This is a genomic window from Amycolatopsis melonis, from assembly GCF_040064235.1.
Classification (GTDB): Bacteria; Actinomycetota; Actinomycetes; order Mycobacteriales; family Pseudonocardiaceae; genus Amycolatopsis; species Amycolatopsis melonis.
Genome location: NZ_JBDZYD010000013.1, coordinates 329,170 through 341,194, shown reverse-complemented (window position 1 = coordinate 341,194; position 12,025 = coordinate 329,170). Strand labels below are relative to the sequence as shown.

The 12,025-nt window shown below is 72.6% G+C and carries 12 protein-coding genes; 3 read left to right on the top strand and 9 right to left on the bottom strand.

The genetic code is table 11. The annotated features are described in order from the left end of the window. Nucleotides 1-62 precede the first annotated feature (62 nt). Entirely contained in the window at nucleotides 63-710 is a 648-nt protein-coding gene (locus tag ABJI51_RS33010) for a response regulator transcription factor (RefSeq protein ID WP_348955018.1), read from the top strand. Beyond that, complete coding sequence (locus ABJI51_RS33005; protein ID WP_348954973.1) at nucleotides 707-1,897, top strand: sensor histidine kinase; 1,191 nt, start codon at nucleotides 707-709, stop codon at nucleotides 1,895-1,897. Before ABJI51_RS33010 ends, ABJI51_RS33005 begins: the two co-directional genes overlap by 4 nt. A gap of 118 nt (nucleotides 1,898-2,015) precedes the next feature. Here ABJI51_RS33005 and ABJI51_RS33000 read toward each other — a convergent pair whose 3' ends face one another. The 9 genes from ABJI51_RS33000 to ABJI51_RS32960 form a co-directional block, all read right to left on the bottom strand. Next, nucleotides 2,016-3,299 (bottom strand): hypothetical protein, encoded by a 1,284-nt coding sequence (locus ABJI51_RS33000; protein ID WP_348954972.1) that lies wholly within the window; start codon nucleotides 3,297-3,299, stop codon nucleotides 2,016-2,018. 31 nt (nucleotides 3,300-3,330) lie between these two features. After that, complete coding sequence (gene hisS / locus ABJI51_RS32995) at nucleotides 3,331-4,620, bottom strand: histidine--tRNA ligase (RefSeq protein ID WP_348954971.1); 1,290 nt, start codon at nucleotides 4,618-4,620, stop codon at nucleotides 3,331-3,333. 34 nt (nucleotides 4,621-4,654) lie between these two features. Further along, nucleotides 4,655-5,050 (bottom strand): hypothetical protein, encoded by a 396-nt coding sequence (locus tag ABJI51_RS32990; protein WP_348954970.1) that lies wholly within the window; start codon nucleotides 5,048-5,050, stop codon nucleotides 4,655-4,657. 89 nt (nucleotides 5,051-5,139) lie between these two features. Then, a complete protein-coding gene (locus tag ABJI51_RS32985; RefSeq protein WP_348954969.1) occupies nucleotides 5,140-6,309 on the bottom strand; it encodes an amidohydrolase family protein in 1,170 nt (389 codons plus the stop codon). Between the two features lies 1 nt (nucleotide 6,310). Then, a complete protein-coding gene (locus ABJI51_RS32980) occupies nucleotides 6,311-7,420 on the bottom strand; it encodes an MAB_1171c family putative transporter (protein WP_348954968.1) in 1,110 nt (369 codons plus the stop codon). Then, the gene (locus tag ABJI51_RS32975; protein WP_348954967.1) at nucleotides 7,417-7,938 is read right to left on the bottom strand and encodes a hypothetical protein; all 522 of its coding nucleotides are present in this window, start codon (nucleotides 7,936-7,938) and stop codon (nucleotides 7,417-7,419) included. The genes ABJI51_RS32980 and ABJI51_RS32975 overlap by 4 nt, the downstream gene beginning before the upstream one ends. Further along, nucleotides 7,935-8,354 (bottom strand): XRE family transcriptional regulator, encoded by a 420-nt coding sequence (locus tag ABJI51_RS32970; RefSeq protein WP_348954966.1) that lies wholly within the window; start codon nucleotides 8,352-8,354, stop codon nucleotides 7,935-7,937. The genes ABJI51_RS32975 and ABJI51_RS32970 overlap by 4 nt, the downstream gene beginning before the upstream one ends. Before the next feature lie 344 nt (nucleotides 8,355-8,698). Further along, complete coding sequence (locus tag ABJI51_RS32965; protein ID WP_348954964.1) at nucleotides 8,699-9,151, bottom strand: flavodoxin family protein; 453 nt, start codon at nucleotides 9,149-9,151, stop codon at nucleotides 8,699-8,701. Further along, nucleotides 9,151-10,779: a phospho-sugar mutase gene (locus ABJI51_RS32960; protein ID WP_431605686.1), complete on the bottom strand. Its 1,629-nt coding sequence runs from the start codon at nucleotides 10,777-10,779 to the stop codon at nucleotides 9,151-9,153. Before ABJI51_RS32960 ends, ABJI51_RS32965 begins: the two co-directional genes overlap by 1 nt. A gap of 36 nt (nucleotides 10,780-10,815) precedes the next feature. Here ABJI51_RS32960 and ABJI51_RS32955 point away from each other — a divergent pair, with 36 nt between their 5' ends. Next, the gene (locus tag ABJI51_RS32955; RefSeq protein WP_348954962.1) at nucleotides 10,816-11,964 is read left to right on the top strand and encodes a glycosyltransferase; all 1,149 of its coding nucleotides are present in this window, start codon (nucleotides 10,816-10,818) and stop codon (nucleotides 11,962-11,964) included. The last annotated feature ends 61 nt before the right edge of the window (nucleotides 11,965-12,025 follow it).

The window sequence follows — 12,025 nt, the reverse complement described above, 5'->3', positions numbered from 1 at the left end:
GTTCAGTTCCGGAAAATCACTGTCAGTATGGATCTGTGCGCGATGGGGCGGCAAAACCGAGGGTGCTGCTGGTCGAGGACGACCGGGAACTGGCGGGCATGCTCGCCGAACTGCTGGCGGACGAAGGCTACGAAACCGAGGCGGCTCACGACGGCCAGCGCGGGCTGCACCTCGGCCTCACCGGGCGGTACGACGTCATGGTGATCGACCGCAGGCTGCCGGTGCTGGACGGGCTCGAGCTGCTCCGGCGGCTGCGGGCCAGGGCGGTGACCACGCGGGTGCTGGTGCTCTCGGCGCTGGGCGAGCTGGCTGACCGCGTCGGCGGCCTGGACGCCGGCGCCGACGACTACCTCGTCAAGCCGTTCGAGGCCGAGGAACTGCTGGCGCGGCTGCGCGCGCTGGGCCGCCGTGACCTCGACGGCGCGGAGTGCCTCCCGCTCGGCACGGCGGCGCTGGACCTGCAGCGGCACGAGGTCGTGCTGCCGCGCGGGGAGCGGATCCGGTTGTCCGGGCGGGAGTTCGAGCTGCTGCGGACGCTCGCCCAGCGGCCGAAGGCGATCCACCCGCGGTCGGCGCTGCGCACGCGCGTGTTCGCCGAGTCCACCGGCGAGTCCATTGTGGACACCTATGTCTACTACCTGCGGTGCAAGCTCGGCCGCAACATCGTCCGGACCGTGCACGGCCTCGGGTACCAGATCGGCGCGGTGTGAACCCCGGCCCCGAGGACCGGGCGCTGCGGCGGGCGCGGTGGGCGATCACCGCGCAGATCGCCGTGGTCGTGTCGCTGCTGGTGGCCGTCGCCGGCGCCATCGCCTACGGCACGCTGCTGTCGCGCCAGCACGCCGAGGCCGACCGGGCGCTGGCCAGGACGATCCAGCTCGGCACGGGCGCGACGCCGCCCGGCTGCGTCTGGCTGTTCACGCCGTTCGCGCACGCGCCCGCGGGCCCGCCGCCGTCCGGGATGCCGCTGCCGTCGCTGGCCGCCGCGGTGCCTTCGCCCGGCGACGTCCACACGGAACGGCAGCCGATCGGCGGGATGACGTACACGATCCGCGTGGAGAACCGCGGCGGCGTCGTCTCGCAGGCGTTCTTCGAGGAGCGGTACCAGATCCAGGACCGTTCGTCGCTGCTGTTCGGGCTCGGCGTCGCGGAGGTGCTGGCGCTGCTGGCGTCCGTGGGCTGCGGGCGGCTGCTGGCGTGCCGGGCGATCCGGCCACTGGCCGACGCGCTGCGGCGGCAGCGGACGTTCGTCGCGGACGCGTCCCACGAGCTGCGCGCTCCGCTGACCCGCCTGCACACGCGCGCGCAGCTGCTGGCCCGGCGGGCCACCGGCCGCGACGCGGAGGACCTCGCGCACCTGGTCCGCGGCACGCGGGAACTCGGCGAAGTGGTCGAGGACCTGCTGCTGTCCGCCCAGGCGTGCGAACGTCCTTCGCTGGAACCGGTGGAACTGGGGTTGCTCGCGGAAGAAGCCGTCGCGGCCGAGGCGGTGCGCGCGGGCCAGGGCCAGGTCCGCCTGGCGGTGACGCGGGAACGGCGGCCGTACGTCGTCCAGGGCGTGCCGACGGCGTTGCGCCGGGTGTTGTCGGCATTGCTGGACAACGCGCTGGGCCACACCCCGCCGGGCGGCTCGATCGAGGTGTGCCTGGGCCTGCCGGACGACCGGCACGTGGAGCTGCGCATCCGCGACACGGGCGTGGGTTTCCCGGCGGCGGACGCGGAGCGCATCTTCGAGCGCTTCGCCCGCGGCAGCGAGGGCGACGGCCGCCGTTTCGGCCTCGGCCTGGCCTTGGTCCGCGAGGTGGTGACGGGCCACGGCGGAACGATCGCGGCTGCCGCCCGCCCGGGTGCGGGAGCCACCTTCACCTTGCGGCTTCTCCGAGCCGACCCCACGTGATCAGAGCCGGAACTGGTGTGATCGGACCCGTAACTCGCGTGATTGAAGCCGGAACTCGCGAGTTACGGCTTCAATCACGCCGGTCACGGGTCCAATCACGCGAGTTACGGCATTGCGGTCAGTTCGTGAAGCCGAGAGCGAACCGCAGCTCGCGGGCCAGTGCAGGGTCGAGGTGGCCGAGGGCGGCCTCCATGTCCGCCCGCCAGCCTTCCGGGGGTTTCGTGTACAGGCCGGTCGCGGTGCCCAGCCAGGCGCGGATGTCCTGCTCGGCGCCGGGGGACAGGTCCGGGTCGCGCAGCAGGACGAGATCCGTGTGCAGCCGCGTCCAGCCGTCCCGTGCGCGCAGCAACGCGGCCGCCGCGCGTCGCGTGTGGACCGGGTTGCCCGGGTGCAGCAAGGACTGCAGCGCGGGGACGTCGACCAGTGCGGGCTTGCCGCGCAGGAAGTCCACCACCTGGCGGGTCACCGCGGGCGACGGGTCCGTCAGCAGCGGCCGGACCGCCGCCGACTCCGGGGCCACCCGGCGCAGGCCGCGGACCGCCGCGCGGCGGATGCGGGGACGCTCGTCCGTGAGGTGCCGCTCCAGCCGGGCCGCGTCGGCGGCCGTGCCGGTTTCGCCGAGCCCGGCGAGCGCGCCGAACGAGACCGGCATTGCGCGGTAGTGCGCCGCCGGGTCGTCGCCCGCTTTGAGGACCAGGGCCTGTGCCATCGACCGCACCGCCGCCGACCGGTCCGCCAGGTACGCCACTGCGGCGTCGGGTCCCAGCAGCGTCAACGCCCGCACCCGCACCTTCGGCGCTCCGGCCGCCGCCAGCTCCGCGACGCACTCGCCGCGGTCGAGCAGGGCGTTGCCGCAGATCGCCCGGACGACGAAGTCGGCGTCCCGCATCGCGATGTCCAGCAGCCGCTCGCGGGACAGGAGCCCGGTCGCCTCGCCGTGGACCCAGCGGCGGGTTTCCCGGTCGTCCAGCGCCAGCGCGTCGTCGATCAGCCCGGGCGTCAGCGCCTGCCGGAAGAGCGTGGTCATCCACTCGTCGACCCGACGCCGTCGCAGGACGCCGATCAGCGGGAGCATCGCGCGCAACGCCGGTTCGTCCAGTTTGGACAGCACCAGCGTCCGCGCGAGGTCCCGGACCGGGCGGACCCAGTCGACGCAGCGGATCAGCAGCAGCGGCAGGACTTCGGGACCGGTGCCGGCGGCCAGCCGCTCGACGGCCGCTTCCCGCAGCCGTCCGTTGGCGTGGCACGCGGCCTCGGCCACCTCTTCCCGCGACGGACGGCGGCTCAGCCGCGCATCGCGGTAGTAGCCCGACATCCGCCGCACGGCCACGTCGAACTCGGCCCACCGCCGCACGTCACCGGCGGCGAGTGAGCCGAGATCGGGGAATTCCGTTCCGTACACGCTCTCCAGCGTGCCAGCGCTGTCGAACCGATTACGCCAGCAGCGCCTGGACCGCGGCCGGCGCGTCGGCGACGGCGACGGGGTTCTGCTCCCGCGTCGCGAGGCTGCGGACCGTGACGTTGCCCGCCGCCCAGTCCTCCTGGCCGACGATCACCACCGCCGCCGCGCCCGCCTTGTCCGCGCGCGTCAGCTCCTTGCCCAGCTTGCGGTGCTCGATCGGGGTCGACGTCCGCAGCCCGGCCGCCCGCAGCGAGCGGGCCACCGAACGGGCCGCGTCCGCCAGGTCCTCGGTCACCGGGATCACCATCACGTCGACCTCGCTGCGCGGGGCCGGGGTGAGGCCGTGCGTGTCGAGGAAGTCGATCAGCGTGACGTCGCCCATGCCGAACCCGATGCCCGGGATCTGCTGCGGCGTGAACATCGACGCGAGGTCGGCGTAGCGGCCGCCGCCGAACAGGGCGCGGCGGTTCTCCGGCGAGGTGTCGAAGACCTCGAACACCGTCGACGTGTAGTACGCCAGCCCGCGCACGATCATCGGCTCGTACTTCACCAGGCTGCCCGCGCTGCTGTTGAGGACGCGGACCAGGTTCGACTGCTCCCGCACCTCGCCGGGCAGCTCGTCGAGCAGCGCCTCGCCCGCACCGAGCGTCTCGGCCAGCTTCTCGAACTGCTTGTCCGACAGCCCGATCTCGGCGGCGTTCTCGGCCAGCTTCTCGCGCGGGTACTTCTCCCAGCGGTCGACCAGCGCGAACACCTGGGCCAGGTGGTCCGGCGAGACCCCGGCGACGTCGATGAGCGCCGACGTCAGCAGGTTCCGGTCGTTGACGCGCAGCACGAACATGTCCGGCGTCGCGCCGAGCGCGGCCATCATGTCGTGCACCAGCTCGAAGATCTCGATCTCGCAGTTGACGCTGTCCGAGCCGAAGATGTCCGCGTTGATCTGCCAGTGCTCGCGCACGCGGCCGCGCTGCGGCGCCTCGTACCGGTGGCAGTTCGGGTGGCTGTACCAGCGGACCGGGAACGACAGCGACTTCGCGCTCCCGGCGATCATCCGCGCCACCGACGGCGTCATCTCCGGCCGCAGCGCCAGCCGCCGCCCGCCCTTGTCGGTGAGGGTGTACAGCTGCTTGTCCGCGATCTCCTGGCCGGACTTGCGCTCGTAGATCTCGGCCGACTCGAGGATCGGCCCGTCGTAGCGCAGGAAGCCGCGGCGCTCGAGGACGTCGTAGAGATGACCGAACACCTGGGTACGCACGGACATTTCGGCGGGCAGGAAGTCCCGGGTCCCCTTGTAGGGCGCGGTCGGCAGGTATTCAGGCACGTCACCAGCTTAACGACCGGCCGCATCCGGGTTTTCAGGGGAAGGCGACGCCGTACGCGGTGAGCAGCGTCGCGGCGGCCAGGAGCACCGCGCCGGCGGACGTCACGCGCCCGCCGAGCCTGGCTCCCTTGCCGTCGGGCAGCAGGTGGAGGAAGAACCCGCCGGACTGGGCGAGGACGCCGAACAGCAGCAGGAAGCAGGCAATCCACAACGCCGGGTCCGGCAGCGTCGTCCGGCTGAGGATCTGCAGCGCGACCAGGGCGAGGATCAGCAGGACACCGGCGTGGGCGTGCCCGGCGCGGAACATCGCGCGCTGGTGCTCGGTCAGCTTGCGCTCGCGCATGACGCCCATCAGCGCGTAGCCGCCGTACATGACGGTCGGCAGCGAGACCAGGGCGATCACGGTGAACAGCTGGATCGGTCCGTGCATCGGGGGAACTCCTTCGGGGTGGGTGCGGCTACTGTAACACTGTTTTAAAACACTGTCACGCAACCAGGCATTCCCCCATCGGGGAAGCCTCAGAGGCCTTGTGCCCCGCTGGCCAGCACCAGCAGCGGGTGGCGGAGGGCGGAGAGAGACGCCAGCGGGTCGCCGTCGACGACGAGGACGTCGGCCGCCAGGCCGGGTTCGAGGCGGCCGGTCACCGCGGCGAGGCCGAGCCCGGCCGCGCTGTCCTCGGTGGCGATCTCCAGGATCCGGCGGCGCGGGAAGCCGAGCCATTCGTACAGCTCCAGCGCGCCTGCCGGGTCGTCGAACACCGAGCCGGGCAGGCCCGCGTCGGTCCCGGACAGCAGCCGGACGCCGTGTTCCTCCAGCCACGGCAGCCGCCCGTACATCGCCTGTGCGACGTCGTCGCCGAGCTTTTCGACGATCGTCCGCCAGTTGCGGCTGCTCGTCGAGCACGCCGAGATGCCCTCGGCCGCCATCCGCTTCGCCACGTGCTCCCGGCGGTCGAAGGAGCGCGGCCCGGTCAGGAAGCTGCAGTGCTCGACCGTCGACACCCCGGCGTCGACGGCGGCCTCGGTCGCGTCCGCGCCGTGGGCGTGCGCGGCGACCGGCAGCCCGTGTGCCGCCGCCCGCGCGACGACCACCGCCAGCTGCCGGGCGTCGAACTGCGACTCCCACATGTCCGCGCCGCCTTCGGTGAGCTGGCCGCCGCTGGCCATCACCTTGATCACGTCCGCGCCCGCCGCCGCGTTCGCGTCGACCAGGGCCCGGATGTCGTCGTCGGACGCCGTCTCGCCGCCGAAGAAGTGGCAGTGCCCGCCCGGCACGGTGACCGGCGGGCCCGAAACGAGCAGCCGCGGCGCCACCTCGCCCTCGAACGAACGGCGGACCGCGGCGCCGAGATGCCCGCGGTCCCCGAGGTCCCGCACGGTCGTCACGCCGCTGCGCAGCATCGCCGTGAGCCGCGCGCGAGCCCCGTCCAGCGGGCTTTCGTCGGCGGCGAAGTGCGCCAGCGTCTCGCGTGAGGCGTCGAAGGCCAGGTGGACGTGGACGTTGCACAGCCCGGCCATCGCGGTGCCCGTGGGGAAGTCGTGCCGGACGGCGTCCGGCGCGGCCTGCGCGACGACGTCCGCGCGCGGGCCCGCGGCCACGATCACGCCGTCGCGCACCAGCACGGCGCCGTCGCGCACCGGCGCCGACGGCCGCGGCAGCACCCGGCAGGCGGTGATCAGGGTGTCCACGTCAGGCCTCCTCGAGCGCGGCCGACAGCGCCAGCAGCGGCCGGACGTCGGATTCGAGGTCGTCGGCCGGCGCGGGCAGGACCTGCTTCGCGTGGCCGTCGCTCTCCTCGCCCGCCGCGTGCCGCTCCAGTGCCGCCTTCAGCGCGGCCGCCGCGGCGGCGGGATCGGCGGCGACGACCTCGCCGAAGTTCGCGTCCAGGTACGGCGACAGCTGCACCAGCCCGTCCCGGATCTCGATCACCCGGCGGTAGTACACGCGGTGCCCCCGGCGGTCGCCCCGCCGCCGCGGGGGAGTGCGCAGCACGATGCTGGGGAACGCCTGCACGAGAGCCGTCCACAGTGGACCGAGAGCCGCGTGCTCGCGCCGGTGCCGGCGGCGGCGGCGCAACGCCGCGAGCCGCGCCCGCACGCCGGGGTAGGTCACGCCGGTGAGGAACAGCATCCCGCCCGCGACCACGAACGGCACCCCGAGCAGCAGCAGGATCTTCACGACCGGGCCGAACACCCACGCCACCACGATGTACAGCGCGCGGAAGATGCTCCCGACCGCCGCGCTGGTCATGCCCGCGGCGCCGAGCTTCAGGCCGATCCTCAGGTTGCGGTCGGCCACCCGCAGGTACCGCACGATCCACGCCGTGCACGCGATGAGGCCGTAGATGAGGTACAGCCCGGCGCCGAGGTAGAACACCGCGACACCGCTGTCGTGGACCGTCGAGGGCCCCAGCGGCAGTCCCCGCAGCGCGGGTGGGGTCGCCGCCATCGCGACGACCATCAGCGTGATCGCCGTGGCGAGCGGCACCAGCTCCAGCGCGACCCGGCGGTACCGCGGCCCGAGTGCCGAGCCGAGGAAGAAGATGACCAGCGCGCAGATCCCGCACGCGAGCAGCGCGTTGTTCGCCACGCGGGCCGCGCCCCGGCCCAGGACGGCGTCCACCTCGTCGGCGATCGACGGCTGCTGGAGCAGGAACGCCGCGGCGAACCCGGCCACGCACGCCGTGACGGCCCAGTTGGGCACCGTCGGTGCGCGCGTGACCTGGTAGACCCGCCACGCGAGCGCGGCGGCGAAGAGCACCATCGCGATCAGGTTGACCGGGCTGGAAAGTGTGCTCACAACCACCCTTGGTGATCGCCGAGCGCGCCCTGGATCCGGCGGAGATCCCGGTCAGCGGCGCGCCGGGGGATCGTGTAGTTCAGGACCGACGCCCATTCGAGGATGATCGTCGCGACCGTCTCGGCTTCCCACTCGTGCGCGTCATCGTAGGCCGAGCGGCGCAGCGCGCGGTGGACGGCGTCCGGGTCGAGGCCTGCCGCGGGACCGCGCAGGAAGTCCGCGGGCTCGGCGTCGCCGTGCGGGTGGTGGTCGGCCAGCATGTGCCCGAGCTCGTGCAGGATGATGTGGTCCTGGTGCGGTTTCGTCGTCTCGGCCTGGTAGAAGATGTAGTCCGCGGACGACGTCGCGATCCAGCAGCCGAACGGTCCCGGCACTTCCAGCGGGTACGCCAGCAGCCGGATCGGCTTCCCGCGCTGCTCGCCCAGGCGTGCGCACAGCAGCCCGACGTCCAGCGGCGGCCCGATGTCGAGGTCCTTGAGCAGCTTCCGGCAGCGGCGGCGCAGCTCGCGCTCCTTCATTGCGCGGTGCCCCGGCCCTCGCCGTCCTCCGGGTTCCGGCCCTCGCGCTCGGCCCGCTCGTAGCGCTCGACGAGTTCCAGCAGGTCCATCACCTGACGGCGGCCCTGCGGGGACAGCTCCTGCGCCCGCAGCGCCATCAGCTGCGCCTCGCCCGCCGGCGGTGCGGCGACCTCTTCGTCGAAGAAGTACGTCACCGGCACGCCGAACAGCTTCGCCAGCGCCTCGACGTAGTGGATCTTCGGGTTGACCCGCTTGCCCGCCGCCAGCTGCTGGATGTACGCGGGCGACATCTGCGGGCCGCCCGCGCGCTCGATGGCGGCCGAGATCTCCCGGTAGCTGTGCGGTGCGCGCCCGTCCACCCGGGCCGCCTCGATCAGGGCACTCAGGCGTTCCGCGAAGGTGCGTTCCCGTGCCATACCGCCCCCTTGGAATCCGGCCGCGAAAAGTCTAGCCGCGAAGCCACTGTACGCACATGTTGACAGCCAGCGTATGCAGTGGTTTACAGTGGGCACGCCTCTCGCCGTGGCGTTCCGTGCCCTGGGGGTGCACGGAACCGCCAAGGCGAGAGGTTGTTGTGCCTTCGACTCGTCATGATCGGCCGTCTGTAGTACGCTTCAGAGGTCAAGGTCGATCGCCCTCGCGGCGAACCCTTGACCACGGCCTGTTGCCGGAGGTCGACCCCCAGGGCTTCCGGTGACAGGCCCCTTTATTTCCGCCGATTCCGCGGTTTCCGGCCTGCTGCCAGGCTGATTCGCCCGGTTCAGGCCATCAGCGTCGCGGCGAGCGTGCCGCCCAGTTCCGTGCAGGCAGCCAGGATTTCCCGGCCGGGATCGCCCGTGTAGATGACCGGTTCGGCCGCTTTGGTCCAGGACAAGCCCTTTGTGATGGCCAGCAACTGGCGTTCCGTGCCCGAAGTGTCGCTGTTTCCGTGAATCCAGTACCCGAACGGGCGACCCTGCGTCGCGTCGAGGCACGGGTAATAGACCGTGTCGAAGAAGTGCTTGAGGGCGCCGCTCATGCTGCCCAGGTTCGCCGGCGTGCCCAGCAGGTAGCCGTCCGCGTCGAGGACGTCGGGGATGGTGGCCGCCAGCGCCGGACGGCGGACCACCTCCACCCCTTCGATGTCCGGGTGTGTCGCTCCCGCCACCACCGCCTCGAACAACGCCTGCGTCGACGGAGACGGCGTGTGGTGCACGATCAGGAGCTTCGCCATCAGCTGAGCAGCTCCTCGACGTCGGCCCGCAACGCCGTCAACCGTTCCTGCGCCGCCTCGCGCGCGTCGGCCAAGGAGTCCGTCACCGGCGCCACGACCTGCAGGTAGGCCTTGAGCTTCGGCTCGGTCCCGGACGGCCGCACGACCACCCGGACGCCTTCGCCGGTGAGCCGCACGACGTCGGCGTCCGGCAGGAGGTCTTCGAGCGTGACCTCGACCCCGCCGAGGCGCGACGGCGGCGTCGTGCGCACCTTCGTCATCAGCCGCCCGCGGACGGCCAGGTCGGTGACCCGCAGCGAAACCTGGTCGGTCAGGTGGACGCCGTGGCGCTGCGCCAGCTCGTCGAGCACGTCCAGCGGCGTGCGGCCCTGCGCCTTGAGCTGCGCGGCGAAGCCGGCGGCCAGCGTCGCGGCGGCGATGCCGTCCTTGTCGCGCACGAAGCCGGGGTTCACGCACAGCCCGAGCGCCTCTTCGTAGGCGAACACCAGTCCTTCGCCCGCCCGCACCAGCCACTTGAAGCCGGTCAGCGTCTCGGCGTAGCGGGCGCCCTCGGCCTTCGCGATCTCGCCCAGCATCGACGACGACACGATCGTCGTGGCCACCAGGGGGTCCGGCAGCACCGTGCGATCCACAGTGGACAAAACGTACGATCCGAGCAGCACGCCGGTCTCGTCGCCGCGCAGCATGCGCCACCGCCCGTCGCGCTCGCGCACGCCCAGCGCGCACCGGTCGGCGTCCGGGTCGAGCGCGATCGCCAGGTTGGCGTCCACATCGGACGCCAGGGCCAGCAGCAGGTCGGTCGCGCCCGGTTCCTCCGGGTTCGGGAACGCGACGGTCGGGAAGTCCGGATCCGGCGCGGCCTGGGCCTCGACCAGGTGCAGGTCGGTGAACCCGGCCCGCTCGAACGCCGCCCGCAGCGTGTCCGCGCCGACGCCGTGCAACGCCGTCGCGGCCACGCGCACCGCGCGGTCGTGGCCCATCGGCAGGGTTGCGACCTCGTCGAGGTAGCGCGGCAGCAGGTCGGCCACCTCGGCGCCGGACGCACGTGGCACGTTCACCGCGGCGGGCGCGGCCTCGATGGCGCGTTCGATCTCGCCGTCGGACGGCGGCACGATCTGCCCGCCGGTCGCGTCGTAGAGCTTGTACCCGTTGTCCGCCGGGGGATTGTGCGACGCGGTGATCTGGATCCCGGCCACCGCACCCAGCCGTCCGACGGCGAACGCGAGCACCGGCGTCGGCAGCGGGCGGGGGAACACCTTGACGTCGAATCCGGCCGCGGTGAGCACTTCCGCGGCCGCGGCCGCGAAGGCCTCCGAGCCGTGACGTGCGTCACGGCCCACGACGACCAGCTTGCCCGCGTGCCCGTGCGCCGTCAGCCATTCCGCCACCCCGGCGGTGGTGCGGGTGACGACGGCGACGTTCATCCCGTTCGGGCCGGCACGCACCGGTCCGCGCAGGCCGGCGGTGCCGAACTCCAGCGGCCCCGCCATCCGGTCGGCCAGCTCGGCTTCGGCACCGGGCTCGCCGCCCATGGCGCGGGCGAGCACGTCCTGCAGTTCGGCTCGGGTCGCGTCGTCCGGGTCGTCGGCGATCCAGCGGAACGCGGCTTCACGCAAGGAGGAATTCACTGCCACCGGGTCAGCCTACGGGCTATGGTCGGGTGAGTGCGCTTACTCTTCACCTCACTGGGGTCCTTCGGCCACGCTTTCCCGCTCGTCCCGCTGGCGGTCGCCGCGCGCGACGCGGGCCACGACGTCGTCTTCGCCACCACGGAAGACTTCCTGCCCCGGCTGACGAAAGCCGGACTCGAAACGGCTGCCGCCGGATTCGCCATCAAGGACGCGTTCGGCCAGGCGTTCGGCGAAGCGGGCCCGCCCGGCCCGCCGGGTGACATCCCGCAGGACGTGCTGCTCCCGATCATCGCGAAGGTGTTCGGCGAGGTCATGCCGAAGCGGTTCGCCGCCGACCTGCCGCCGGTGTTCGAGCACGTCCGGCCCGACCTGGTCGTCAGCGAATCCGGCAACGCGGGCGGGACGTTCGCCGCGCGGAAAGCCGGGATTCCCGTGGTGGCCCACACCTTCGGCCGGGTTTCGACGGGCGACCCGATGTCGACGATGATCCGGGAGAAGATCCGCGAGACCGGGGAGTCGCTGGGCATCGACGTCGGCGAAGGGATGTTCGGCACCGCGTTCGTCGACATCTGCCCGGATTCGGTGCAGAATCCCGAATTCCTCGCCCAGGCCCGCCGCGTGCCGCTGCGCCCGGTCGGCTGGAGCGACCCGGGCGAGCTGCCGCCGGGTGTGCTCGACCGGTCGCGGCCGCTGGTCTACCTGACGCTCGGCACGGCGATGGGGCACGCGGGCGTGCTCACCGAAGCAATCGCCGGTCTGTCCGGTTTGGACGTCAACGTCCTGGTCGCCACCGGCCCGTCCCTGCCCGAGGACGCGCTGGGCGACGTCCCGGGCAACGTCCGCCTGGAGGCGTGGGTCCCGCAGTCGGAGCTGCTCCCGCACGTCGACCTGGTGGTCCACCACGGCGGCAGCGGCACGACGCTCGGCGCGTTCGGCGCGGCCCTCCCGCAGCTGCTGCTCCCGCAGGGCGCGGACCAGTTCACCAACGCCGAAGCGGTCGTGGCGGCGGGCGTGGGCGACCGCCTGCTCGGCGCCGAGGTCACGGCCGAAGCGGTCGCCGAGAAGGCCCGTCGCCTCCTTGCCGATTCCGCGGTCCGCGACGCGGCCCGCACCCTGGCGGCCGAAGTCGCGGCAATGCCGTCCCCGGCCGAGGTGGCCGCCCAGCTCCCCACCCTGGCCTGACCGCGGTCGTGGGGGTGCAACAACGGGTTAACACACGTTATACAGCCACACCACCCCCCGC